Annotated in this window: 24 protein-coding genes; 12 read left to right on the top strand and 12 right to left on the bottom strand. The window is 65.2% G+C overall.

Annotated elements, in window-relative coordinates; translation table 11 throughout:
* Nucleotides 1-3,084 (top strand): efflux RND transporter permease subunit, encoded by a 3,084-nt coding sequence (locus ACFW0B_RS03595; protein WP_449146581.1) that lies wholly within the window; start codon nucleotides 1-3, stop codon nucleotides 3,082-3,084.
* Between the two features lie 481 nt (nucleotides 3,085-3,565).
* Here the strand turns inward: ACFW0B_RS03595 and ACFW0B_RS03590 are convergent, their stop codons facing one another.
* A complete protein-coding gene (locus tag ACFW0B_RS03590; RefSeq protein ID WP_190827757.1) occupies nucleotides 3,566-4,306 on the bottom strand; it encodes a DUF899 domain-containing protein in 741 nt (246 codons plus the stop codon).
* Nucleotides 4,307-4,414: 108 nt separating this feature from the next.
* Nucleotides 4,415-5,425: an AraC family transcriptional regulator gene (locus ACFW0B_RS03585; RefSeq protein WP_449146580.1), complete on the bottom strand. Its 1,011-nt coding sequence runs from the start codon at nucleotides 5,423-5,425 to the stop codon at nucleotides 4,415-4,417.
* Between the two features lie 454 nt (nucleotides 5,426-5,879).
* Here ACFW0B_RS03585 and ACFW0B_RS03580 point away from each other — a divergent pair, with 454 nt between their 5' ends.
* The 10 genes from ACFW0B_RS03580 (at nucleotide 5,880) to ACFW0B_RS03535 (ending at nucleotide 15,245) form a co-directional block, all read left to right on the top strand.
* Entirely contained in the window at nucleotides 5,880-6,137 is a 258-nt protein-coding gene (locus tag ACFW0B_RS03580) for a hypothetical protein (protein WP_449146579.1), read from the top strand.
* Nucleotides 6,121-7,515: an anthranilate 1,2-dioxygenase large subunit gene (gene antA / locus ACFW0B_RS03575; protein ID WP_449146578.1), complete on the top strand. Its 1,395-nt coding sequence runs from the start codon at nucleotides 6,121-6,123 to the stop codon at nucleotides 7,513-7,515. Before ACFW0B_RS03580 ends, antA begins: the two co-directional genes overlap by 17 nt.
* On the top strand, nucleotides 7,512-8,003 hold the full coding sequence (antB, locus tag ACFW0B_RS03570; protein ID WP_449146577.1) for an anthranilate 1,2-dioxygenase small subunit: 492 nt from the start codon (nucleotides 7,512-7,514) through the stop codon (nucleotides 8,001-8,003). The genes antA and antB overlap by 4 nt, the downstream gene beginning before the upstream one ends.
* Before the next feature lie 19 nt (nucleotides 8,004-8,022).
* On the top strand, nucleotides 8,023-9,048 hold the full coding sequence (gene antC / locus ACFW0B_RS03565; RefSeq protein WP_449146576.1) for an anthranilate 1,2-dioxygenase electron transfer component AntC: 1,026 nt from the start codon (nucleotides 8,023-8,025) through the stop codon (nucleotides 9,046-9,048).
* A 216-nt stretch (nucleotides 9,049-9,264) separates the two neighbouring features.
* Nucleotides 9,265-10,428 (top strand): ABC transporter substrate-binding protein, encoded by a 1,164-nt coding sequence (locus tag ACFW0B_RS03560; protein WP_449146575.1) that lies wholly within the window; start codon nucleotides 9,265-9,267, stop codon nucleotides 10,426-10,428.
* Nucleotides 10,429-10,489: 61 nt separating this feature from the next.
* Entirely contained in the window at nucleotides 10,490-11,401 is a 912-nt protein-coding gene (locus tag ACFW0B_RS03555; protein ID WP_449146574.1) for a branched-chain amino acid ABC transporter permease, read from the top strand.
* A gap of 10 nt (nucleotides 11,402-11,411) precedes the next feature.
* On the top strand, nucleotides 11,412-12,431 hold the full coding sequence (locus ACFW0B_RS03550) for a branched-chain amino acid ABC transporter permease (RefSeq protein WP_449146573.1): 1,020 nt from the start codon (nucleotides 11,412-11,414) through the stop codon (nucleotides 12,429-12,431).
* Entirely contained in the window at nucleotides 12,428-13,177 is a 750-nt protein-coding gene (locus ACFW0B_RS03545) for an ABC transporter ATP-binding protein (RefSeq protein WP_449146572.1), read from the top strand. Before ACFW0B_RS03550 ends, ACFW0B_RS03545 begins: the two co-directional genes overlap by 4 nt.
* Nucleotides 13,170-13,859, top strand: a complete 690-nt coding sequence (locus ACFW0B_RS03540) for an ABC transporter ATP-binding protein (RefSeq protein ID WP_449146571.1) — start codon at nucleotides 13,170-13,172, stop codon at nucleotides 13,857-13,859. The genes ACFW0B_RS03545 and ACFW0B_RS03540 overlap by 8 nt, the downstream gene beginning before the upstream one ends.
* Nucleotides 13,860-13,991: 132 nt before the next feature.
* Entirely contained in the window at nucleotides 13,992-15,245 is a 1,254-nt protein-coding gene (locus ACFW0B_RS03535) for an OprD family porin (RefSeq protein ID WP_449146570.1), read from the top strand.
* A gap of 147 nt (nucleotides 15,246-15,392) precedes the next feature.
* Here the strand turns inward: ACFW0B_RS03535 and ACFW0B_RS03530 are convergent, their stop codons facing one another.
* From ACFW0B_RS03530 to ACFW0B_RS03515, 4 genes are all read right to left on the bottom strand, one after another.
* A complete protein-coding gene (locus ACFW0B_RS03530; RefSeq protein WP_449146569.1) occupies nucleotides 15,393-16,256 on the bottom strand; it encodes an alpha/beta hydrolase in 864 nt (287 codons plus the stop codon).
* 357 nt (nucleotides 16,257-16,613) lie between these two features.
* Entirely contained in the window at nucleotides 16,614-17,540 is a 927-nt protein-coding gene (gene catA / locus ACFW0B_RS03525) for a catechol 1,2-dioxygenase (RefSeq protein WP_449146568.1), read from the bottom strand.
* 39 nt (nucleotides 17,541-17,579) lie between these two features.
* A complete protein-coding gene (gene catC, locus ACFW0B_RS03520; protein WP_003449325.1) occupies nucleotides 17,580-17,870 on the bottom strand; it encodes a muconolactone Delta-isomerase in 291 nt (96 codons plus the stop codon).
* A 13-nt stretch (nucleotides 17,871-17,883) separates the two neighbouring features.
* On the bottom strand, nucleotides 17,884-19,005 hold the full coding sequence (locus ACFW0B_RS03515) for a muconate cycloisomerase family protein (protein ID WP_449146567.1): 1,122 nt from the start codon (nucleotides 19,003-19,005) through the stop codon (nucleotides 17,884-17,886).
* A gap of 135 nt (nucleotides 19,006-19,140) precedes the next feature.
* Here ACFW0B_RS03515 and ACFW0B_RS03510 point away from each other — a divergent pair, with 135 nt between their 5' ends.
* Nucleotides 19,141-20,025, top strand: a complete 885-nt coding sequence (locus tag ACFW0B_RS03510; protein WP_449146566.1) for a LysR family transcriptional regulator — start codon at nucleotides 19,141-19,143, stop codon at nucleotides 20,023-20,025.
* Nucleotides 20,026-20,225: 200 nt separating this feature from the next.
* On the opposite strand, the gene ACFW0B_RS03505 is transcribed toward ACFW0B_RS03510, so the two are convergent.
* The 6 genes from ACFW0B_RS03505 to ACFW0B_RS03480 all read right to left on the bottom strand — a co-directional run bounded on the left by ACFW0B_RS03505 (nucleotide 20,226) and on the right by ACFW0B_RS03480 (nucleotide 25,363).
* Nucleotides 20,226-20,849, bottom strand: coding sequence for an NIPSNAP family protein (locus ACFW0B_RS03505; protein ID WP_449146565.1), 624 nt, complete (start codon nucleotides 20,847-20,849; stop codon nucleotides 20,226-20,228).
* Between the two features lie 60 nt (nucleotides 20,850-20,909).
* Nucleotides 20,910-22,187, bottom strand: a complete 1,278-nt coding sequence (locus tag ACFW0B_RS03500; RefSeq protein ID WP_449146564.1) for an OprD family porin — start codon at nucleotides 22,185-22,187, stop codon at nucleotides 20,910-20,912.
* 385 nt (nucleotides 22,188-22,572) lie between these two features.
* Nucleotides 22,573-23,073, bottom strand: a complete 501-nt coding sequence (locus ACFW0B_RS03495; protein ID WP_449146563.1) for a flavin reductase — start codon at nucleotides 23,071-23,073, stop codon at nucleotides 22,573-22,575.
* 18 nt (nucleotides 23,074-23,091) lie between these two features.
* The gene (locus ACFW0B_RS03490; RefSeq protein ID WP_449146562.1) at nucleotides 23,092-24,051 is read right to left on the bottom strand and encodes a PDR/VanB family oxidoreductase; all 960 of its coding nucleotides are present in this window, start codon (nucleotides 24,049-24,051) and stop codon (nucleotides 23,092-23,094) included.
* Nucleotides 24,052-24,135: 84 nt separating this feature from the next.
* The gene (locus ACFW0B_RS03485) at nucleotides 24,136-24,876 is read right to left on the bottom strand and encodes an SDR family NAD(P)-dependent oxidoreductase (RefSeq protein ID WP_449146561.1); all 741 of its coding nucleotides are present in this window, start codon (nucleotides 24,874-24,876) and stop codon (nucleotides 24,136-24,138) included.
* A 10-nt stretch (nucleotides 24,877-24,886) separates the two neighbouring features.
* Nucleotides 24,887-25,363, bottom strand: a complete 477-nt coding sequence (locus tag ACFW0B_RS03480) for an aromatic-ring-hydroxylating dioxygenase subunit beta (protein WP_449146560.1) — start codon at nucleotides 25,361-25,363, stop codon at nucleotides 24,887-24,889.
* Between the last annotated feature and the right edge of the window lie 6 nt (nucleotides 25,364-25,369).

Below are 25,369 nucleotides of genomic sequence, written 5' to 3'. Positions count from 1 at the left end.
ATGAGCCGCTTCAACCTCTCCGCCTTCGCGGTGCGCAACCGGGCCATCACCCTGTTCCTGATCCTCGCCACCCTCGCTGCCGGCGCCATCGCCTTCAGCAAGCTGGGCCGTGCCGAGGACCCGTCCTTCACGGTCAAGACCATGACCATCACCGCCGCCTGGCCGGGCGCCACCGCGCGGGAAATGCAGGAGCAGGTGGCCGACCGTCTGGAAAAGCGCCTGCAGGAACTGGACCTGTACGACCGGGTGGAAACCATCGCCCAGCCCGGCTTCGTCTCCATGAAGCTGCAATACCTGGATTCCACCCGGCCGGCTGATATCCAGGAACTCTTCTACCAGACCCGCAAGAAGCTCACCGACGAAGCGCGGCGCCTGCCCCAGGGCGTCCTCGGGCCGTTCTTCAACGACGAGTATTCCGACGTCTACTTCGCCCTCTACGCCCTGGAAGCCGGGCAGCTGCCCCATCGCCAGCTGGTGCAGATGGCCGAGGACCTGCGCCAGGGCATGCTGCGCCTGCCCGGCGTGAAGAAGGTGAACATCCTCGGCGAACAGGCCCAGCGCGTCTTCGTCGAGTTCTCCTACGAGCGCCTGGCCACCCTCGGCCTCAGGCCGGAGCAGATATTCGAAGCCCTGGGCAAGCAGAACGGCGTGGCCCCGGCCGGCTTCGTCGAAACCAGCGGACCGCGCGCCTACATCCGCCTGGACGGCGCCTTCGACAGCCTGAAGCTGATCGAGAACGTGCCGATCAACGCCGGCGGCAAACTCCTGCGCATCGCCGACGTCGCCACGGTGAAACGCGGCTACGAAGACCCGCCGACCTACCGCATCCGCCACCAGGGCGAACCGGCGCTGATGCTCGGCGTGATCATGGACCAGCACTTCAACGGCCTGGAGCTGGACAAGTCGCTGCAGGCCGAGGAAGCGCGCATCCATGCCGAACTGCCCCTGGGCGTGAAGTTCGACAAGGTGTCCGACCAGGCCGAGAAGATCCGCCTGGCGGTGAACGAATTCATGCTCAAGTTCTTCGTCGCCCTCGGCGTGGTGATGCTGATCAGCCTGCTGGCCCTGGGCTTCCGTGTCGGCCTGGTAGTGGCCGCCGCCGTGCCGCTGACCCTGTCGATCGTGTTCGTGATCATGCTGATGACCGGCCGCGAGTTCGACCGCATCACCCTCGGCGCGCTGATCCTCTCCCTTGGCCTGCTGGTGGACGACGCCATCATCGCCATCGAAATGATGGTGGTGAAACTGGAAGAAGGCCTCGACCGCCTGCAGGCCGCCACCTTCGCCTGGACCTCCACCGCCGCGCCCATGCTCACCGGCACCCTGGTGACCGTCATCGGCTTCCTGCCGGTGGGCTTCGCCAAGTCAGGCGCCGGGGAGTACGCCGGCAACATCTTCTGGATCGTCGGCTTCGCCCTGCTCGCCTCCTGGCTGGTGGCGGTGTTCTTCACGCCCTACCTGGGGGTGAAGATGCTGCCGAAGATCCAGCCAGTGCCGGGCGGCCATGAAGCGCTCTACGCCACCCGCCTCTACCAGCGCCTGCGCGCCCTCATCAACTGGTGCGTGAACCATCGCAAGACGGTCACCGCCCTGGTGGTGGCGGCCTTCGTCGCCAGCGGGCTCGGCCTGGGCGCGGTGAAGAAGCAGTTCTTCCCCAACTCCGACCGTTCCGAGCTGCTGGTGGAGGTCTACATGCCGCCGGGCAGTGCCTTCAAGGCCACGGAAAGCGTGGTCGCCCTGGTGGAGAAGGCCCTGCTGGAAGAGCCCCAGACCAGACTGGTGGACGCCTACGTGGGCGGCGGCGCGCCGCGCTTCTTCCTCTCCCTGAACCCCGAACTGCCGGACCCGGCCTTCGCCAAGATCATCGTGCAGACCGCCGACTCCAAGGCCCGCGACGCCCTGCGCGAGCGCATGCAGGCACGCATCGCCGCCGGCGAATTCCCCTCGGCACGGGTGCGCGTCACCCAGCTGGTATTCGGCCCGCCGGTGCCCTTCCCGGTGGTGTTCCGCGTCTCCGGCCCGAACCTGGAACAGCTGCGGCAGATCAGCGAAGAGGTGCGCCAGGTGGTGGCCGCCAACCCCATGACCCGCGACAGTTTCGTCGACTGGGGCGAACGCACCAGCTCCTATCGACTGGTGCTCGACCAGGACCGCCTGCGCCTGCTCGGCTTCACCCCCAATGAAGTGAAGAGCCAGCTCAACGCCCTGCTCACCGGCAACCCGGTCACCGAGGTGCGCGAAGGGACCCGCACCGTGGCGGTGATGGTGCGCGCGCAGAACGCCCAGCGGGAAAACCTCGGCGGCATCGAGGGCCTGACCATCACCAACGCCGCCGGCGTCTCCGTCCCCCTGGAGCAGGTGGGCCGCTTCCAGCCGGTGATGGAGGAACCGATCCTCAAGCGCCGCGACCGCGAACTGACCTTCGAAGTGCGCGCCGACATCATCAAGGGCACCCAGCCGCCGGATGTGGAAAAGGCCGTGTACGCCGACCTGCAACCGCTGATCGCCAAGCTGCCGGCAGGCTACCGGGTGACCATCGGCGGCCCGGTGGAAGAAAGCGCCAAGGCTAACAAGGCACTGGCGGCGCTGTTCCCGGTGATGATCCTGCTGACCCTGGTGACGATCATGTTCCAGGTGCGCTCCTTCGCCCTGATGTTCATGGTCTTCGCCACCGCCCCGCTGGGGCTGATCGGTGCCGTTCCGGTGCTGCTGCTGTTCAACCAGCCCTTCGGCTTCAACGCCATCCTGGCGCTGATCGGCATCGGCGGCATCCTGATGCGCAACACCCTGATCTTCGCCGACCAGATCGGCCAGGAGCAGGCCCACGGCCGCCCCCTGCGCGAGGCCATCATCGAAGCCACGGTACGCCGCGCCCGCCCGGTGCTGCTCACCGCCCTGGCCGCCGCCCTGGCCTTCATCCCGCTGACCTTCTCGGTGTTCTGGTCATCCCTGGCCTACGTGCTGATCGGCGGCGTGCTGGTGGGTACCGTCCTGACCCTGCTGTTCCTGCCGGCGCTCTGTGCGCTGGTGTTGCGGGCGAAGAAGCCGGTGGCCAGCACCCAGGAGCATGTGGCACTGACGTAGGTTGGTGCCAAGCGCAGCGCGGCCCAACATCCAGGCCTCGTAGGCCCCCGCATTGGGTTTCGCTGCGCTCGCGGAACGCCGCCCGACCCAACCTACGATCGAAGCACTCGTAACCCGGTGCAATCCGGGAGCTCTTCTGTAGAAGGGGCGAATTCATTCGCCAAGGGCAACGCAGTTGCCCCCCGACATTCCCCAGAGCAGACCTTCGGCCTGCTTGGTGAATGAATTCGCCCCCACAAAAAAGCAGTGCCTCATTGGTCGAGCGTGGCGCTGGAGCTGATTCCCTGTAGGGGCGAATTCATTCTCCAAGGGCAACGCAGTTGCCCCTGGACACTCAACAGCGCAGACCTTCGGCCTGCTTGGCGAATGAATTCGCCCCCACAAAAGAACAGTGCCTCAATGGTCGAGCGCGACGCTGGAGGCGAGTTCCCTGTGGGGGCGATTTCAATCGCTATGCGGACCGCAGGTTCGCCCAACCCAATCACTCCGCGCAGCAGCTATGCACCACCTTGGCCGGCTCGTCCTCATAGCGGTCGTGGTAGGTCATCCAGTCCATGATCTCCTGCTCGTCCCGCCCCTTGGGCAACAGGTCGAGGAAGTTGTAGGCGCCTACCAGCAGGTCCAGGCCACGGGCGTAGGTGGAGTAGGTGTGGAAGATCTCCCCCGCTTCGTTGCGGTAGAACACGCTGAGGCCGGGCATGTCCTCGCCTGGGTCTTTGCTGGTGCCGTAATTGTAGCGGGCGGTGCCGGCGGCGATGTCCTCGGGCCGGGCGGCCACGCCGAAGTCCTCGTTGAAGGAACTGCCCTGGGACGACACCCACTTGAACTTCCAGCCCATGCGCTTGCGGAAGGCCTGGAACTCCCGCAAGGGCGCACGCGACACGCAGAGCAGCGTCACGTCGTGGTGCTTGAGGTGCTGGTTGGGCCCGTCGATGTGGTCGGCGAGGAAGGAGCAGCCGGGGCAACCTTCCTTCCAGTTGGGGCCGAACATGAAGTGGTAGACGACCAGGGTGCTGCGACCGTCGAACAGGTCGGCCAGGGTTTCCCAGCCGTCCGGCCCTTCGAAGGCGTAGACCTGGTCGATACGGACCCAGGGCAACGCCCGCCGCTCGGCGCTGAGCCGGTCCCGTTCACGGGTAAAGGCCTTTTCCTTGCGCAACAGTTCCTCGCGGGCATGCAACCATTCTTCGCGGGAAACCACGGGGTGTTTGTCGATATTCATATCGCACGCTCCTGAACCTGACGGAATTGAGGGACTCGCCCCTGGTAGTCGTCCAATTTCAGGCCCGTTCGACAATCACCCGCGTATTTCTCGACAGGCGGCAGCGCGTCAGAAGGATCGCCCGCGCCGTTCCTCCAGGCGCTGGATGGTCATGCTCGGGGTTTCGTCGAACAGCTTGCGGTACTCGCTGGCGAAGCGGCCGAGATGGTTGAAGCCCCAGCCCATGGCGATCGCCGAGATATTCCGGGCGCTGCGGTCTTCCAGCAGCTCCTGGCGCACAGCGGTCAGGCGGTGCCTCTTCAGGTAGGCCATGGGCGATTGACCGATATATCGCTTGAAGCCCTCGAACAGCTTGAAGCGCGACACGCCGGCGGCCCGCTCGATGTCTTCCAGGCAGATGTCCTCTCGGGCATGGGCATGGATGAAGTCCCGCGCCCGCACCAGGTAATGGGGCAGCTTGATCTCCAGCCGTTCGCGCAGCTCCTCCGAGTAATTGTTCGGCTGCGCCAGGATCAGCCCCTTGATCAGCGCGCTTTCCAGGTCGCGGGTGAAGAACAGCTGGCCGTAGAGGTCCCGGCTGCGTTCCAGCTCGTCGATCAGGTGCCGCGCCATGCGCCACCAGGACGCCGCGGCGCCCTCCACTGCGTTCATCTCCGCCTGGAAGCTCAGCGGCGTGTCCACGCTACGCTGCAGCAGGTCCTCCAGGGTCTGCTGCATGGCGGCGCGGGGAATGGCCACCTGCAGCTTGTGGCAATTGCCGGCGATGGTGAGTTCCTGGAACTCGTGGGGCGACACGATCACCCCCCAGTCGCGATCCGAACGCAGGAGATGGCCGGGCTTGACCAGCTCCTGCTCACCGGACAGCGGCAGGCTGACGCTGTAGCAATTGAGGTTCATCTCGTCGCCGACGCCGATGGTGACGTCGGTGCCGTACTCGACGTAGCCCAGGGTGGTGGACATGGAGGGCAGCACGTTGCCGCTGTGATGGAACTGGATCCGCTCGGGCTTCGCTGCCTTCAGGTGATGCGGGCCGCAGATGTTCGACATCCAGGAGCGAGCCCCGGCGAGGTCGTAGCGGTCGGCGGAAATGTCTCGGAATTGATGGTTTCTCGTACTCATCACGCGGCACCCAACACGGCTTCTGGAGATGCGCGCTCTGCGGCGCGTCAGCATGGACAAGGCAAGCTCCATGCCACGACCCGGCGGTCCGTCGCGACTCGAAACAAAAGGATAACACTGTGGTGAACCCACCCCGCCTGCAGTGCTCGCAAGGCCTGTTCCAGAGCGCTTCACCGCCCCGCCACGGAGCACCCCGCCACGCCATGGCGCCAGGTAGCCAGCACGTACCGGATGCCCCAGGAAGAGCCCTGCCGCCGCTACCTGGGCGAGCCGGTGGCCTTTGGGAATCACCGGTGTTACCGCCATTGGCCGGACACCGCCCGGAAGATGCCGAAGCCGAACCAGGCGGACAGCCTTCGCCAACTTTCCGGATAGCGTGCCAGAGGCCCTTCTGCTAGCCGCGCGGATAAAGCGTTACCCCGCGCCGCAGGCCGTTACTGCTGGCTCCGGCGGCATGGCAAAGGCAGATTTCAATCCTCTCCGGCCGCGCTTGGCCATCCGCTTTTTCGGCGAAGGCTATCCGTTTATTCAGGCTGCCCGTGACCCCTTGAAAGGCCCGGGTGACGGGGCTTTCAAGCGTTCGGTAGGCGGCCAAAATTTTTGGCGTTTGTTTGCCAACCAAGCGGATAGACCCGCCAGGGCAAGGCTCCTTCTAATGACCTCCACTGTTTCGCCCGATGTGGAAGGTGCCACCCATGAATACTTCGAATAAAAACATTGCGCAGTGGAGAGAGTACGTCAGCGGCTGCCTGGACTTCCGTCCCGACGAAGGCGTGTACCGCATCGCCCGCGACATCTTCACCGAGCCGGAACTGTTCGACCTGGAGATGGAACTGATCTTCGAGAAGAACTGGATCTACGCCTGCCACGAGAGCGAGATCCCCAATGCCCATGACTTCGTGACCCTGCGCGCCGGCCGCCAGCCGATGATCATCACCCGCGACGGCAACGGCCAGCTGAACGCGCTGATCAACGCCTGCCAGCATCGCGGCGCCACCCTCACTCGCGTCGGCAAGGGCAACCAGTCCACCTTCACCTGCCCCTTCCACGCCTGGTGCTACAAGAGCGACGGCCGTCTGGTGAAGGTCAAGGCGCCGGGCGAGTACCCGGAAGGTTTCGACAAGGCCACCCGTGGCCTGAAGAAGGCGCGCATCGAGAGCTACAAGGGCTTCGTTTTCATCAGCCTCGATGTTGCCGGCACCGACAGCCTCGAAGACTTCCTGGGCGACGCCAGGGTGTTCTTCGACATGATGGTCGCCCAGTCGCCCACCGGTGAACTGGAAGTGCTGCCCGGCAAGTCCACCTACACCTTCGACGGCAACTGGAAGCTGCAGAACGAGAACGGCCTGGACGGCTATCACGTCAGCACCGTGCACTACAACTACGTGGCCACCGTGCAGCATCGCCAGCAGGTCAACGCCGAGAAAGGCGGCGCCAGCAGCACCCTGGACTACAGCAAGCTGGGCGCCGGCGACGCCGCGACCGACGATGGTTGGTTCTCCTTCAACAACGGCCACAGCGTGCTGTTCAGCGACATGCCCAACCCCACCGTGCGCCCCGGCTACGCCAGCGTGATGCCGCGCCTGGTGGAAGAGTTCGGCCAGGGCAAGGCGGAGTGGATGATGCATCGCCTGCGCAACCTGAACATCTACCCCAGCCTGTTCTTCATGGACCAGATCAGCTCGCAGCTGCGCATCGTCCGCCCGCTGGCCTGGAACAAGACCGAGATCATCAGCCAGTGCATCGGCGTGAAGGGCGAGTCCGACGCCGACCGCGAAAGCCGCATCCGCCAGTTCGAGGACTTCTTCAACGTCTCCGGCATGGGCACCCCCGACGACCTGGTGGAGTTCCGCGAACAGCAGCGCGGCTTCCAGGGCCGCCTGGAACGCTGGAGCGACATCTCCCGCGGCTATGACAAGTGGGTCACCGGCGCCACCCCGAACAGCCAGACCCTGGGCATCGCCCCGGTGATGACCGGCACCGAATTCACCCATGAAGGCCTCTACGTGAACCAGCACGCCAACTGGCAGCGCTTCCTGCTCCGCGGCCTGGACCAGAAAGCCCTGAAACTGCAGGAGGTGCAGGCATGAACCCGCAGCTGCAATACCAGATCGAGCAATTCCTCTATCGCAAGTCCGAACTGTGCGACGCCCAGGACTGGGACGCCTACCTGGACCTGTTCGACGAGCAGTGCGAATACCACCTGCCGCAGTGGGACTCCGAGCACGAGTACACCAGGGACCCGAAGCGCGGCATGTCGCTGATCTACTACAGCAACCGTTCGGGCCTTGAAGACCGTGTGTTCCGCATCCGCACCGGCAAGGCCGCCTCGACCATCCCGATGCCGCGCACCCTGCACCAGATCAGCAACGTGCGCATCGCGGAACGCGACGACGGCCAACTGGAGGTGAAGGCCAACTGGCACACGCTGTATTACCGGCTGGGCCAGGCCGAGCAGTTCTTCGGCCATGCGACCTACCACCTCAAGCCAGCCGGCGAGAGCTGGAAGATCACCCGCAAGCACATGCTGCTGCTCAACGACACCATCAACGCGGTGCTCGACTTCTACCACCTCTGATTGCCCGGATGTACGCGCCATGAACCACAAGGTCGCCTTCAGTTTTGCCGACGGCAAAACCCTGTTCTTCCCCGTGCAGGGCAACGAGATCCTGCTCGATGCCGCCCTGCGCAACGGCATCAACATTCCGCTGGACTGCCGCGAAGGCGTCTGCGGCACCTGCATGGGCCGCTGCGAGTCCGGCCGCTACGCCATGGACTACGTGGACGAGGAGGCCTTGTCGGCCAAGGACCTGGAACAGCGCAAGATGCTCACCTGCCAGACCCGCGTGCAGTCCGACGCGTCCTTCTACTTCGACTTCGACTCCTCCCTCTGCGGCGCGGCGAAGACGGTGCAGGAACGCGGCATCGTCACCCATGTCGAGCAGGTGTCGCCGACCACCGCCATCCTCCACCTGGATGCCGGTATCGACGGCCAGCACCTGGACTTCCTGCCGGGCCAGTACGCCCGCCTGCAGGTGCCGGGCACGGACTCGAAACGCTCCTACTCCTTCGCCAACCGGCCGAATGCGGAGAACAAGCTGCAGTTCCTCATCCGCCTGCTGCCGGACGGGGTGATGAGCAACTACATCCGCGAGCGCTGCCAGGTGGGTGACGAGATCCACTTCGAGGCTCCGCTGGGTGCCTTCTACATGCGCCACATCGAGAAACCGCTGCTGCTGGTGGCCGGTGGCACCGGCCTCTCGGCCTTCCTCGGCATGCTCGACGAGATTGCCGAACGCGGTGGCTGCGGCCAGCCGGTGCACCTGTTCTACGGCGTGCGCCAGGTGGCCGACCTCTGCGAACTGCAGCGCATCCAGGACTATTGCGAGCGCATCCCGGACTTCAGCTTCACCCCGGTGATCAGCGACGAAGGCCAGGAGTGGAACGGCAAGCGCGGCTATGTGCCGGAGCACTTCGACGCCGCCGCCCTGCGCGAGGCGCCCTTCGACATGTACCTCTGCGGCCCGCCGCCGATGGTGGAGTCGGTGAAGACCTGGCTTGCCGACAACGGCATCGACAACGGCCACCTGTATTTCGAGAAGTTCACCGAGAGCAATACCTGAGGTCCCACTCCGACCTCCGTAGGAACTTGTAGGAGCCAGCTTGCTGGCGAATGCGCGGCGCGTTCGCGAGCAAACTCGCTCCTACGGGTCCGATGCACGCCCATCCCGGCGCGTGCCCATAACCACAACAAACACGCTCCACCCGCTTCACCAACTGCCCGAACAACAACTAAGCAGGCCGGGTCACGACGGCACTGCGCAACCAAGGCGGTAACCATGAAAAAGACCCTGCACCTTGCGATGCTCGGGGCCGCGCTGGCCTCTTCCCTCCCCGCCCTGGCACAGGACCCTGTGCGCATCGGCTTCATCACCACCCTTTCCACCCCCGCCGGTTACCTGGGCGAAGACGCCCGCGACGCCTTCCGCCTGGCCATGGACCAGGAAGGCGGCAAGCTCGGCGGCGTGCCGGTGGAACTGGTGGTGGAGGACGACGGCCTGCAGCCCGCCCGGGGCAAGCAGATCATCGACCGCATGAGCCTGGACGGCATCTCGCTCTACACCGGCGTGATGTTCTCCAATGTCCTCGCCGCCGTGGTCAACGGGGCCACCCAGGGCGACCGCTTCTACATCAGCACCAACGCCGCGCCCTCCAACCTGGCCGGTGCCCAGTGCAAACAAAACTACTTCGCCGCCTCCTACCAGAACGACGTGCCCCACGAGATGGCCGGCGTCGCCGCCAACGACCTGGGCTACCGGAAGATGGTCATCCTCGCGCCCAACTACCAGGCCGGCCGCGATGCCCTGGCGGGCTTCAAGCGCACCTTCAAGGGCGAGGTCACCGAGATCTACACCAAGCTCAACCAGCTGGACTTCTCCGTGGAGCTGGCGCGCATCCGTTCGCTGAACCCGGACGCGGTGTTCCAGTTCCATCCGGGCGGTGGCGGCATCAACTTCGCCAAGCAGTACGGCAGCTCGGGCCTGGCCAGGAGCATCCCGATGGTGGTGCCGGTGTTCTCCATGGACGAACGCATGCTCGCCGCCACCGGCAACGTGGCCGAGGGCGTCAACGTGGTCAGCGGCTGGAACCCGCAGTCCGACAACCCGGCCAACCAGGCCTTCGTCAAGGCCTTCACCGAGAAGTACAACCGCGCGCCCACCATGTATGCCGCCCAGGGCTACGACACCGCGCGCCTGATCGGCTCCGCCCTCAAGGCCACCAACGGCAACCTGGAAAACCCCGACGCCTTCCGCGCGGCCCTGCGTGAAGCGCGTTTCGACTCGGTGCGTGGCGACTTCCGCTTCGGCAGCAACCAGCACGCGGTGATCGACTGGCACCTGCTCAAGGTCCAGGCCGGCGCCGACGGCAAGCTCGCCGAAGTGCCGGTGAAGACCATCGCCAAGGCCCAGGTGGACAGCTACGCGCCCCAGTGCGCGCTCTGATCCCGACCTGAACCGCCAGCCCGCCGGCCATCCCGGCGGGCCATCACCGCAGGACTTCGCCATGCTGTTGCTCGAACAACTTCTCAACGGCTTGCAGTACAGCGCCCTGCTGTTCCTGCTCGCCTCCGGCCTGACCCTGATCTTCGGCATCATGGGCGTCATCAACCTGGCCCACGGCGCCTTCTACATGGTCGGTGCGTTCTGCGCCGCCTACACCGCCATCGCCAGCGGCTCCTTCTGGCTCGGCGGCCTGGCCGCCCTGGCCGGCGCCGCGCTCTATGGCCTGGTGATCGAAACCGGGATCATCCGCCGCCTCTACAACCGCGACCACCTCGACCAGGTACTGGCGACGCTGGCCGTGGTGTTCTTCAGCAACGAACTCATCACCCTGCTGTTCGGCCGCAGCCCGCCGGCCATGCCCACGCCGGACTGGTACAACGCCTTCGTCGAAGTGCTGCCCGGCCTGATGTATCCGGTCAGCCGCCTGCTGTTCATCGGCGCCGGCCTGCTGGTGGCCCTGGGGATGTGGCTGCTGATCAACCACACCCGCCTGGGGATGCTGATCCGCGCCGGCGCCGACGACCACGAAATGGTCGGTGCCCTCGGGGTCAACATCAGCCGCCTCTACACCCTGGTGTTCGTCTTCGGCTGCGTGCTCTGCGGCCTCGCCGGCTTCATGGCGGCGCCGCTGCTCTCGGTGGAAATCGGCATGGGCGAGAAGGTGCTGATCACCACCTTCGTGGTCATCGTCGTCGGTGGCGTGGGTTCGGTACGCGGCGCCCTGGCCGGCGCCCTGCTGATCGGCATGGTCGACAGCCTCGGTCGTGCCTACATCCCGCCGCTGCTGGACCAGTTGCTGCCGGCCGAGGCCAGCGGCGCCTTGAGTGGCGGCCTGATTTCAGCCAGCGCCTACATCGTCATGGCCCTGGTGCTGCTGGTGCGTCCACGCGGCCTGCTGCCGGCCCGTGCCTGAGGAGATTCCCATGTCCCGTCGACTGCTTATCGACCTGGCCTGCCTGGCCACCTTCGCGCTGATGCCGCTGCTGGCGGCGCTGCTCGACGAACCCTTCCTGGTCAGCCTGTTCACCCGCCTGGCCATCTACGGCATGGCCGCCGCCAGCCTGGACCTCCTGATCGGCTACGGCGCCCTGGTCAGCTTCGGCCACGCCGCCTTCTTCGGCCTGGGCGGCTACGTGGTCGGCATCATCGCCTTCCACACCTCCCAGGGCATGCCGCTGTGGGGCTGGGAAGGCAGCAACAGTGCGCTGCTGGTCTGGCCGCTGGCCCTGCTCTGCTGCGCCCTGCTCGGCCTGGTGATGGGCTACCTGTCGCTGCGCACCAGCGGCGTGCAGTTCATCATGATCACCCTGGCCTTCAGCCAGATGCTCTATTTCATCCTCGGCTCGCTGTCCCTCTACGGCGGCGACGACGGCATCCTGATGAACGAGCGCAACAGCCTTCCGGGCCTCGACCTGAATGACGCCAACCAGTTCTATTACCTCTGCCTGGCCCTGCTGGTGGCCTGGCTGCTGTTCTGCCGGCGCCTGGTGGGCTCGCGCTTCGGCTTCGTCCTGCGCGGCCTCAAGCAGAGCGAACGGCGCACCATCAGCCTGGGGCTGAAACCCCTGCGCTACCGCCTCACCACCTTCGTCATCGCCGGCCTCGGCGCTGGCCTTGCCGGCCTGCTCTGGGCCAACTACGCGCTGTTCGTCAGCCCCGACATGGCTTCCTGGCAGAAGTCCGGCGAGCTGATGGCGATGGTCATCCTCGGTGGCGTCGGCACCCTGCTCGGCCCGGTCCTGGGCGCGGCCGTCTACCTCGGCCTGGAGCAACTGCTGAGCCTGTGGACCGAGCACTGGCTGCTGATCTTCGGCCCGCTCCTGCTGCTGGTGGTGCTGTTCGGCCGCCAGGGCGTCCTCGGCCTGCTGCTGGGCGGCAGCAGGCCGCACAAGTCCGTGACCCGGCCCGCCCCCGTCGCCACCACCCGCGAGGTGCACCCATGAGCGCGCAACTGTCCATCCGTGGCCTGGAGAAGGCCTTCGGCGCGGTGAAGGCCACCAACGGCGCCAACCTGGAACTGGCCGCCGGCGAGCTGCACGCCATCATCGGCCCCAACGGCGCCGGCAAGTCCACGCTGATCTCGCAGATCGCCGGGGAAATCCGTCCGGACAAGGGGCAGATCCTCTTCGCCGGCCAGGACATCACCGACTTGCCCGCCCACGAGCGTCCGCGCCTGGGCCTGGCGCGCTCCTTCCAGGTCAGCCAGCTGTACCCGGATTTCAGCCTGCTGGAGAACGTTGCCGTGGCCATCGCCGCCCGCGAAGGCAAGAGCTTCGGCCTGTGGAAGCCGCTGTCCCGCGACCGCAGCCTGCTCGATCCGGCGCGCGGCTACCTGGAGCAGGTCGGCCTCGGCCCGCGCGCCGAAGACCGCGTGAGCGAGCTGTCCCACGGCGAACGCCGCCAGCTGGAACTGGCCCTGGCGCTGGCCCAGGAGGCCTCGGTACTGCTGCTGGACGAACCCATGGCCGGGATCGGCGCGGAGGAATCCGCGCGCATGACCGAGCTGCTCATGTCGCTCAAGGGGCGCTACGCCATCCTGCTGGTGGAGCACGACATGGACGCGGTGTTCGCCCTGGCCGACCGCATCACCGTGCTGGTCTACGGCCAGACCATCCTCACCGGCTCCGTCGCAGAAGTCCGCGGCAACGCGCAGGTCCGCGCCGCCTACCTGGGGGAAGAACATGCTTGAAGTCAGTGGATTGCAGGCCGGCTACGGCCTGAGCCAGGTGCTGTTCGACATGCACCTGAAGATCGAACAGGGCGAAGTGGTGTCGCTGATCGGCCGCAACGGCATGGGCAAGACCACCACGGTGAAATCCATCATGGGCCTGCTCAGGCCCAGCGCCGGCAACATCCGCATCCACGGCAAGGAAATGCGCGGCGCTACGCCCTACCGCATCGCCCAGGCCGGCCTCGGACTGGTGCCGGAAGGCCGCCGCGCCTTCGGCAGCCTGAGCGTGAAGGAGAACCTGCTGGCCACCGCCAGCAAGGGCGGCAAGTGGGACCTGGCGCGCATCTACGCGCTGTTCCCGCGCCTCGAAGAACGCCAGGAGCAACTGTCGAGAACCCTCTCCGGCGGCGAGCAACAGATGCTGGTGGTGGGCCGCGCGCTGATGACCAACCCGCAGCTGCTGATCCTCGACGAAGCCACCGAAGGACTGGCCCCGGTGATCCGCGAGACCATCTGGAACTGCCTGGCCACCCTCAAGGCCGAGGGCGAGACCATCCTGGTGATCGACAAGAACCTCAAGGAGATGGCGCGGGTGGTGGACCGCCATCACATCATCGAGAAGGGCCGCCAGGTCTGGCAGGGCACGCCAGCGGAACTGGCGGCCGCCCCCGAACTTTCGCACCGATACCTGGGCGTCTAGCGCGCCCCTGATCTGCCCGGCCCGTAGTCACGACGGACCGGCAACCCCGACGCAACCCGACTCCCGCCGGCTTCGCAACAAGCCGGCGGCGGACGGTTGCGCCCAAAAAACCAGAAGAAGAAGAGCCTTGCGATGATCGATAAGTCCCGTGCGTTACCCCTCCTCTTGAGCACCCTCCCCTTCAGCGCGCTGGCCGCGGAATCCGGCTTCATCGAGGACGCCACCGCCACCCTGCAGCTGCGCAACTACTACTTCAGCCGCGATTTCTCCGACATCGTCGGCCCGAACCAGCAGTCCAAGGCTGAGGAGTGGGCCCAGGGTTTCATCCTCAACTTCAAGTCCGGCTACACCCCAGGTCCGGTGGGCTTCGGCCTGGATGCCATCGGCACCCTTGGCATCAAGCTCGACAGCAGCCCGGACCGGGTCAATACCGGCCTGCTGCCGGTACAGGAGGATGGCGAGGCCGCCGACGACTACAGCCGACTGGGCGTGGCCGGGAAGCTGCGCCTGTCGAAAACCGAGCTGAAAGTGGGCGAACTGCAACCCAACCTGCCGGTGCTGATGTTCAGCGACATCCGCCTGCTGCCGCCCAGCTACCAGGGCGCCAGCGTCACCTCCAGCGAGCTTGCCGGGCTCACCCTGCAGGGCGGCCACCTGAAATCCACCAGCCTGCGCAACGAGGCCGGCGACGACAAGCTCCAGGCCCAGATCGCCTTCCAGCCGCAGCGCCAGGCGTCCAGCGACGCCTTCAACTACGCGGGCGCCGACTACGCCTTCAATTCCAACCGCACCACGCTCAGCGCCTGGTATGCCCAGCTGGAAGACATCTACGACCAGCGCTTCTTCGGCCTCAAGCACAGCGAGCCGGTGGGCGACTGGGTGCTGGGCGCCAACCTCGGTTACTTCGACTCCAGCGAGGATGGCAAGAAGCTGATCGGCGAAATCGACAACCAGGCCTTCTACTCGCTGTTCTCGGCCAAGCGTGGCGGCCACACCTTCTTCGTCGGCTACCAGGGCATGTTCGGCGATCAGGGCTTCCCCAAGGTGTTCGCCAACATCACCCCACTGGGCAACGAAGTGCCGACCTACGAGTTCGCCTCCGCCGACGAGCGTTCCTGGCAGGTGCGCTACGACTACGACTTCGCCGCCCTCGGCATTCCCGGCCTGGTGGCCAGCACCCGCTACATCACCGGCGATAACGTGGACACGGGCCTGGGCTTCGAAGGCAAGGATCGGGAGCGCGACCTGGACATCGGCTACGTGATCCAGAGCGGCGCCCTCAAGGGGCTGGGCGTGCGCGTGCGCAATGTCACCGCACGCTCCAACTACCGCACCGATATCGACGAGAACCGCCTGATCCTCAACTACACATTGGCACTGTTCTGACGAGCACTGCTGCCGGTGGATTTCCTGTGGGCTGCTTTTCCTGTGGGGGCGAATTCATTCGCGATGCAGGCCGCAGGTCTGCCTTTAGGGGCACTGCGTGCCCCTCAGCGATTGAAATCGCCCCCACAACAGATAGATCCACGCCCCTTACAACCCCATCAACTCCACCACCGCCCGATACAACGGCGTCCCCGGCTGCCCCAGCTCCAGCACCACATCGAAATGGTTCCTGCCGGGCGCTTCGACAAAGCGCCCCGGCAGCCCGCTCGTGCGCCAGGCCTCGAGGAACTCATGGGACTGCCGGGCGAACTCGGCAGTTTCCAATGCCCCATAGCTGATCACCAGTTCCGCTTCCCGCGTCGGCAGGTGGAAGGTCGGGCTATTGCGCCGCGCCGCCGCCTCGTCCATCCCCATCCAGCCGTTGATATGGGTGTCCAGCAATGGATGCAGGTCGAACAGCCCACTGATGGGCAGCGCGCCGCGCAGCACGTCGTCCGGCACGCCATGACTTTCATGCCAGCCGCCAGCCAGGAGCATGCCCGTCAGATGTCCACCGGCGGAACTACCGCTGGCGTAGAGCCGCCGCGGGTCGCCGCCGAACCCGGCGATATGGCGATACAGCCAGGCCAGTGCACGGCGGGTCTGGTCGACGATGTGGTCGAGGCTCACCGCCGGGGCCAGGTCGTAATCCAATACCGCCACGCACGCCCCGGCAGCCGTCAGCGCCGGCGCCATGAAGGCCGAGTCGGCCTTGGACAGCGCGCGCCAGTACCCGCCATGGATGAACAGCAACACCGGCGCATCCGGTCTTCTGGCGGGGAAGATATCCAGCCGCTCAGCGGCGCCCGGACCGTAGGGCACGTCCTTGAAGCAGGGCAGCGACGCGTGGGCGTCGTCGCTCAGCGCGCGGTACTGGCGCGGGTACTGGTCGAAGTCCTCGACGCTGGCGCGGGCGTTGTATTGCACGTCGTAGTAGGCGGCCAGTTCGGCCGGATCGCTGGGACGGGTCATGGGTACCTCCGATGGATGTTCGTCGATTAGGCGGCAATCGGAGGAAGCGGGAAATCCGGATAGTCGGGGATGGTTATCCGGGGAGTTGGGGCTGAAGACAGCAAGTTTGCAGGGCAAATTCATTCGCGATATCGAGCGAGCGATCAACTCCCCTCACTCCCGGCCCCTCTCCCAGGGGTAGAGGGGTGACTCGCGCCGGGTACTCCCTGGCAAACCTGCACGGACAGCACCTCTCCCTTTGGGAGAGGCTACGATTTGCCGCGAATCACCAGGCCTTTCGCGCGCAGAAAAAAGCCGGCCAAAGGGCCGGCTCAATGGGCGGGCGGGGGAAGTAGCCTCCCCCGCCAGGTCGGGGACTCAGGCTTCGGCGCGAACGCGGTCGCGGATGACTTCCAGCTCGGGGCTCGGGGCCTTTTGCAGCTGGAAGTCGAAGTCGATTTCGGCGAAGCGGCCTTCTACGCCACGGGCAGCGGCAGCGGCGGCGTCTTCGGTGAAGCGAATTTCGCCCACCAGGCCATCGCGAGTGGCGTAGGCGAAGTCGTCCCACAGGTATTCATCGCCCGACAGGTTGATCTGGGTGGTCAGATGGCGATAACCCGGCGCGGATATGAAGAAGTGGATGTGCGCCGGACGATTGCCGTGGCGACCCAGCAGGTCCAGCACTTCCTGGGTAGTGCCATCCGGCGGGCAGCCGTAGCCGGACGGCACGATGCTGCGGGCGCGGTAGCGGCCTTCGCTGTCGGTGACGATGCGGCGACGCAGGTTGTAGTCGGACTGGGTGGTGTCGAAGTAGGAATAGGTCCCCTTGGTGTTGGCATGCCACAGGTCGACGATGGCACCGGCGATCGGATTGCCCTCGGTGTCCTTCACCTGGCCCTGGAGGAACATCACGGTGCCTGCATCGGTACCGTCGTCCATACGGGTCTCGCCCTCGGAGATCGGCGCGCCGGCCACGTACAGCGGGCCTTCGATGGTGCGCGGCGTGCCGCCGGTCAGGCCGGCCTGTTCGTCCTGGGCATCCAGCAGCAGGTCGAGGTAGTGCTCCAGGCCCAGGCCGGCAACCAGCAGGCCGGCTTCGCCACGGGCCCCCATGCGATTGAGGTAGTCCACCGCTTTCCAGAATTCCTCGGTGGTGACTTCCAGGTCTTCGATGATCCTGATGGTGTCCATCAGGATGCGATTGACCAGCTTCTTCATGCGCTGGCTGCCCTGGTCGTTGTTGAAACCGCTGACTTCCTGGAAGAACTTCTGGACGCTTTCGTTGCTGGACAGTTTGATAGTCATGGCTATTTCCTCATCTTGTTTTTATCGGGCGCGAAACGATCAGCGATCGTCTTCGTGAATCGACGACGGGTGGCGGCAGAGACCGTCCACCTCGATCTCCATGTAGGGGAACAGCGGCAGCTGCATCAGGGTGTCATGCAGCTCCTCGACGCTGGCGAGGTCGAAGATGCTGTAGTTGGCGTAGTGGCCGGCGATGCGCCACAGGTGGCGCCACTTGCCCTCGCGCTGCAGGCGCTGGGCCAGCTCCTTCTCGTCGGCCTTGAGCTTGGCAGCCTTGGCCGGGTCCATGTCGACCGGGAGTTTCACGGTCATCTTCACGTGGAACAGCATGGGACGGTCTCCTTTACTTGCGGCGGAAGAACGCCAGGCGCTCTTCGTCCAGGGCCAGGCCAAGGCCCGGGGTACGCGGCACGTGCAGCTGGAAGTCACGGTAAACCGGCGCTTCGCTGACGATTTCCTCTGTCAGCAGCAGCGGGCCGAACAGCTCGGTGTGCCAGGTCAGTTGCTTGAGCGTGACGAACGCGTGAGCCGACGCCAGGGTGCCGATGGAGCCTTCCAGCATCGTACCGCCATACAGGGCGATACCGGCCGCCTCGGCGATCTGCGCGGTGCGCAGCACGGCACGCGGGCCGCCGTTCTTGGCGATCTTCAGGGCGAAGATGCTGGCAGCGCCGTCGGCGGCCAGGCTGAAGGCGTCTTCGACGCTTTCGATGGATTCGTCGGCCATGATCGGCGCCGGGCTGCGCTGGTTCAGGCGCACCTGCCCTGCACGGTTGATGCGCGAGATGGGCTGCTCGATCAGGTCGATACCGTTGTCGCCGAGGATGCGGCAGGCACGCAGGGCGACGGATTCGTCCCAGGCCTGGTTGACGTCGACGCGCACGCTGGCGTTGTCGCCCAGGGCCTGCTTGATGGCGATCACGTGCTTGAGGTCGCGGTTCACTTCACCGGCGCCGATCTTCAGCTTGAAGATGCGGTGGCGGCGGATTTCCAGCATGTGCTCGGCTTCGGCGATGTCCTTGGCGGTGTCGCCGCTGGCCAGGGTCCAGGCCACTTCCAGGCCGTCACGCACACGGCCGCCGAGCAGCTCGCTCACCGGCAGGCCAAGGCGCTTGCCCTGGGCATCGAGCAGCGCACTCTCCAGCCCGGACTTGGCGAAGGTGTTGCCCTTGGCGGCCTTGTCCAGGCGCAGCATGGCAGCATTGATGTTGCAGGCGTCCTGGCCGACCAGCAGCGGAGCGAGGTGGCTGTCGATGTTCTGCTTGATGCTCTCGGGGCTCTCGTTGCCGTAGGACAGGCCGCCGATGGTGGTGGACTCGCCGAGGCCCTCGATGCCGTCGGAGCAGCGCAGGCGGATCACCACCAGGGTCTGGTTCTGCATGGTGTGCATGGCCAGCTTGTGCGGGCGGATGGTCGGCAGGTCGACGATGATCGCCTCGACGCTTTCGATCAGGACTTGACTCACTTCAATACCCATCAGGTTCGTTTCATCTGGTCCCGATAGTGGCCGCGACAAATCGCGGGGTCCAATATAGAGTTTGTCTAGCTCGATACCTTTAAAGTATCGAGGCTCTCGCAAAGCCACCGCCCCGGAGTCTTCATGGAGCTTCGCCACCTTCGCTACTTCCAGGCGCTTGCCGAAACCCTCAACTTCACCCGCGCCGCAGAACGCCTGCACATTGCCCAACCACCGCTGAGCCGCCAGATCCAGCAGCTCGAAGAGGAGCTGGGAGTGCCCCTGCTGGACCGTGGCCGGCCCCTGCGCCTGACCGAAGCCGGGCGTTTCTTCCATGAACATTCCAGCGCCCTTCTCGAGCAGCTGGCCAAGGTCTGTGACAATACCCGCCGCATTGGCTCGGGGGAGAAAGCCTGGCTCGGCATCGGCTTCGCCCCCTCCACCCTGTACGGCGTGCTGCCCGACCTGATCCGCCGCCTGCGCAGCGATGCCGGCCTGGAACTGGGTCTGTCGGAGATGACCACCCTGCAGCAGGTGGACTCCCTCAAGGCCGGGCGCATCGACGTCGGCTTCGGCCGCATCCACATCAATGATCCGGCCATCCAGCAGGAGGTGCTCACCCTCGACCCGCTGGTGGCCGCCCTGCCCGCCGGGCACCCGTTGCTGCCGGGTCCGGTAAGCCTCACCGACCTCGCCCGGGAACCCTTCGTGCTCTATCCGGGCAACCCGCGGCCGAGCTACGCCGACCATGTGCTGTCGCTGTTTGCCGCCTATGGCCTGCAGATCGAGGTGGCGCAGTGGACCAACGAACTGCAGACCGCCATCGGCCTGGTGGCCGCCGGCATCGGCATCACCCTGGTGCCGGCCTCGGTGCAGGTGCTGCACCGCATCGACATCGGCTACGCCAGCCTGCAGGAAGCCCAGGCCACCTCGCCCATCATCATCAGCCGCCGCACGGGCGACGCCTCCCCGGCGCTGACCCATTGCCTGGCATTGATCGAAGAGCTGGCCGAGGGGCATATCGGTTAGCACAGCCGGTGAGTCGGTCATTTCTGTGGGGGCGAATTCATTCGCTGAGCAGGCCGCAGGTCTGCCCCGGGATACTCGGGGCAGCTTCGTTGCCCATAGCGAATGAATTCGCCCCCACAAAAAAGCAAGCGCCCCTACCGCAAGAAAAAAAGCCCGCAAAGGAGTGGAACGGGCCGAGGTAAAGCTAGAAAGAGTTTCGCCTACTGCAATGGCGAGAACTTCGCCGGCAGGTAGACGGTGGAATGCATTTCCCGCAGTTGCGGTCCGGAATTCTCTGGCGGCCATACACCGTCTTCGACCGCCCGCGTGCGAACGTCCAGGCGCTGTTCCAGGCTGGCGTAGGGCCAAATGTGCAGGTAGCGCGGCGTGCGGCCGTCGGTGGCGTAGAAGGCCGCGTAGACCTGTGAATAACTCTCGCCAGTACGCGGCCCGACGGCTTTTTTCCAGCCTTCCAGGGTGGGCGTCAGACCGGAGGGAATCAGGTTGTATTCGCGCAATTCGTAGAAGGGGCCGTGGGCACCCGGCAACAGGGGCTCGAGGAAGGGGAAGAGGCTGTAGTTCTCCACCTTCATATCCAGCATGAATTCTTCGATGCCGAAGGCATCCCGTGCCAGCAGGAAGCGCTCGCGCTCGGTCTGGCGGGCGTTCTCGTCGGCGAAGCCACGCAGTACGGCGATCTGGTTCAGCGGACCGATTTCCGAGGCCCAGCAGCCCACCAGGGTGCAGCCCGGCAGCGCCTCGGCCAGGGTGGATTCCAGGCGCGCCAGGGCTGCAGCCGGGGTGCGCACGCGCAGGGTGAAGGTGATGAGTTCGAAGAGTCGCATCGGGGTCTCGCTGCCAGTCAAAAAATGCGGGACCGACCGTTTCCGGTCGGCCCGGGCGGGTCAGAACTTGAAGGTGTAGGTGGTGATCAGGCGGTTCTCCTGATAGTCCGGCCCGGAGGCGGCGCCGTTGCCGTAGCGGGTTTTGACGTCGATGTTGCGCCACTCGAAGCCCACGCCCCTGAGCGGGCCGCTCTGCACCACGTAGCTGAGGTAGAAGTTGCGTTCGCTCTCCACGTTCTGCTCCAGGGCGTTGTTGCCCCGGTCGATGCCGGTGCCGCGCAGGTAGCGGGTCATCAGCTTGAGGCCGGGCACGCCGTAGGCGGCGAAGTCGAGGTCGTAGCGCAGCTGCCAGGAGCTTTCGTTCGGCTTGACGAAACCGACGGTGGACCAGTTCACCAGGTAGGGCTGCGGGGCGAAGCCGTTGAGCGTCGGGAAGGCGCTTTCGCCGAGCATGCGCTGGTAGCCGACGCCGATGGCATGGGCGCCCTTGCGCAGGGTGGCCATGGCACCGTAGGAGCGGTTGTCGATGTCGCCGTAGAGCGCCTTGCCGTCTTCGCTGTTGTCGAAGTAGCGCAGGTCGGTCTTCAGGCCGTAGCCGCCACCCAGGTCGGCGTTGTGGGTCAGGCCCAGGTAGTGCTGCTGGTAGATGTCTTCCAGCTGGCCGTAGAAGTAGCTGGCATTCAGCGCCGGGCTGAACGCATAGGTGGCGCCGCCGAAGTTCAGGCCGTCGCTGCGGCGTTTGATGTCCGGGCCGTTGAACAGGTACATCTTCTCGCGGCCGGAGGATTCGCGGCTACTGATCTCGGTGAAGCGCCCGGCGGTGAGAGTGAGCCTGTCCACCTCACGGGACTCCAGCAGGAAGCCGTGGTAGGTGGTGATCAGTTGGCGGGAGTCGTCGTAGAAGGCTACCGGCAGCATCGGGCGGTGTTCGCCGACCTTCAGTTCGGTCTTCGAATAACGCATCTTGCCGGTCAGCGCGGCGCGGCCATATTCGTGGGTCTGCTCGCCCTTGCTGTCGTCGTAGGGAATGATGCTGTCCGGGCCACGGCCACCGCCGCCATCGAGGCGGAAAGCATATTGTCCGGATATATCGAGACCGAACTGCACAGTGCCTTCGGTATATCCGGAGATGGCGCGCAAGTCGAAACCCTGGGTCCAGCTTCCGAGGCGCGACTTCGGCGCATCATCCTGTTTGAAGTCACGGTCGATATAGAAGTTGCGCAGGCCAAGGCTGATTTGCCGATCCTTCACGAAGTCCGCCTGGGCGGATATCGGCATGAACATCCCCATCAGGCCTGCGGCAGCGACGCCGCGGGCCAGCCAGCTGTTCTGAAACATGGACGTGATCCTTATTACATGTGCACGCAATGCACATTGAGTGGGAGCGGATCAATTACCGAAAAGAGCAACTTCGGCAGTTGATCCGCCTATTGTTTTTATAACCACTTACTGCAAAAAGGTCGTAGCAAGGCCCGCCACCCGAACATGTACGGGCACCCTCGATTTCTAGTTATGGGCAAAACTTCTAAACGGATGAATTACAACTTCACCCGATATTCCGGAGTGACTCCGAAATTCCTTTCAACACCGTTTGTTGGGCTTCGCGTAGCTCAGCCACAACCTACGAAGTTCGCCGTAGGAGCCAGCTTGCTGGCGAACATCCCTGCGACGATCCTTCGCGAGCAAGCTCGCTCCTACATCAACCCAGCCCACCGCACCCGGATCAGCAGGCCGAGCGCGAGGCGTCTCCCAGGCGGTGGTAGGCGCGGTTGAAATACACCAGGCCTTCCTGGCTCTTGCCATGACGGATGCCCAGCACCTCGCAGTAGAAGATGGTGTGGGAACCCACTTCATGGGCCTGGGCGATGCGGCAGTCGAAGCTCACCAGGGCGTCGTCCAGCAGCGGCGACCCGCTTTCCAGGGTGCTCCAGCTGGCGCGGGCGAAGCGCTGTTCGGAGTCCAGTTCGCGGTTGGCGAACACGGCGGAGATGTCCTTCAGTTCGGCGGTCAGCACGTTCACGCTGAGCACGCCGTTCTGCTTGAAATGTCCGTTGGCGAACGAGGAGCGGTTCATGCACACCAGCAGCGTCGGCGGCTGGTCGGTGACGCTGCACACCGCCGAGGCGGTAAAGCCCCAGCGCCCGGCTACGCCATCGGTGGTGATGACCGAAACGGCGCCGCCCAGCAGCGCCATGGCATTACGGAATCCAGTGGTATCGACCATGGTCTTGCCCCTTCGCTGTCAGATGTCCAGCACCAGTTTTTTCGACTTGGCACGCGAGCAGCAGACCAGGATCTGGTCGTTGGCGGCCTTCTCTTCATCGGTCAGGTAGACGTCGCGGTGGTCCGGTTCGCCTTCCAGCACGTCACACAGGCAGGTACCGCAGACGCCCTGCTCGCAGGAAATCTCGATCTTGATGCCGGCACCGGCCAGGGCGTCGAGGATGCTCTGGCCCTCGACCACCTGGACCGTCTTGCCGCTACGCTGGGCGACCACTTCGAAGCCCTCGCCGCTGGCATCCACCTGCACCTGGAAGTACTCGCGGTGGATGTGATCCTCAGCAAAGCCGGCCTTGCGCGCCTCGCTGATCACCCAGTCCATGAACCCGGCCGGGCCGCAGACGTACACATGCACACCCTCCGCGGGCTGCCCCAGCACGGCGGGCAGGTCGAGCTTCTGCGCGGCGTCTTCATCGTCGAAATGGGTGTGCACGCAGGCAGCGAAGTCAGCGTCGGCCAGTTCGTCGAGAAAGGCGCTACGGCTGCGCGAACGGCCGCAGTAGTGCAGCTCGAAGGCGCTGTCTTTGGCGGCCAGCTCGTGGGCCATGGCGATCATCGGGGTGATGCCGATGCCACCGCCGATGAGGATCGAACGGCTCGCGCCGGGCGCCAGCGGGAAGAGGTTGCGCGGGGCGCCGACGGCGACTTCACTGCCTTCCTGCAGCAGTTCGTGCACCGCCACCGAACCGCCACGGGAATCCGGGTCGCGCAGTACGCCCAGGCGGTAGACCGAGGCGTTGGCCGGGTCACCGCACAGGGAGTACTGGCGCACCAGGCCGGGTTTCAGGTGGATATCCACATGGGCGCCGGCCTCGAACGCCGGCAGGTTCTTGCCCGAAGGGTCGGCGAGGTCGAGGATCACCACGCCCTCGCCCTGCTCCACCCGCTTGCGGACCACCAGATTCAACACTTGCTCATTCATACCGGCCTTCCCGCACCTTTCGAGGTGCTGCTTGTTCTCGTTCGTTTCACAGACCGCGGGGCACGCACCCGCGGCGTTCTTTCATCAGCGCATGAAGAGGCCGCCATTCACATCCCAGGTCGCCCCGGTGGTGAAATAGGCTTCCGGACGCGCCAGCTGCACCACCAGATCGCCGAGGAAATCGGCATCGCCCAGGCGCTTGACCGGGATATTGGCCAGCAGCCCTTCCATGCGTTCCGCCGGCACCGCCGCGCGCACCGCCGGGGACTCGATCGGCCCCGGGGCGATGGCATTCACGGTGACGCCAGCGGCCGCCAGCTCCCTGGCGAAGATCTTGGTCAGGGTGACGATGGCGCCCTTGGACGCGGCGTAGTGCGCGCCGGTGGCGGTGCCGCCGTTCTGCCCGGCGAGCGACGCCATGTTGACGATGCGCCCGTAGCCAGCCGCCGCCATGTGCGCGCCGAACACCTGGCAGCCGACGAACACGCTGCGGGTGTTGAGGCTGAGGACACGGTCGAATTCCTCAGGGCTGATCTGCATCACAGGCGTGGTCATGGTCATGGCGGCGTTGTTCACCACCACGTGCAGGGCGCCGAAACGTTCCAGGGTCGCTGCCAGCGCCAGCTCGAAGTCGGCCTTGCTGGCCACGTCGAGCTTCAGCGCCAGGCTGCGCTGGGCGCTGGGGTCGAGCCTGTCGGCGGCAGCCTGGGCGCGTTCCAGCGAAAGGTCGGTGATCACCACGGCGTAACCTGCTGTGAACAGGCGGTTGGCGATGGCGAGGCCGAGGCCCTGGGCGGCGCCGGTGACCAGTGCAATCTGGTTCATGGCGGCGCCCTTACAGGATGTAGCCAATACCCGCGAGGGTATCGGTGGAGTTGATGAGTTGGATCAGCTTGCGCTGGATCTTGAAGCCCTCGCCTTCGCGCTTGAGCTGGAAGGTGATGTCGGCGGTGTAGTGCTTGAGCACGTCCTTGCGGAATTCCCGCAGGTTCTGTGCACAGCGCACGGTCACCAAGCCGTCGTCCTCGCCCAGCACGCGGAAGCGCGACAGGTCGCGCACAGTACGGGCGCGCGGGCTGGTGGAGATGGACTCGCCACCGATCAGGCGCTGCACGCGCAGCTTGCGCATGTGGTGGTCGTCGTAGGCGTAGTTCAGGGTGTTCTCGAAGTCGGTCTCGGTGGGATCGATGGGGATGATGTAGGTGCCCTTGTCGGTCCACAGGTTCAGCCAGGCGTCGAATTCGCCGTGGTCGAGCATGTCCGCTTCCTGCCAGATGAAGGCGCTGACGTGGTTGAGCAATTCAAGGTTCATCGTTCT

It is taken from the genome of Metapseudomonas phytobenefica (genome assembly GCF_043392685.1).
Taxonomy (GTDB): Bacteria; Pseudomonadota; Gammaproteobacteria; order Pseudomonadales; family Pseudomonadaceae; genus Metapseudomonas.
This window is presented reverse-complemented; position numbering and strand designations above follow the sequence as displayed.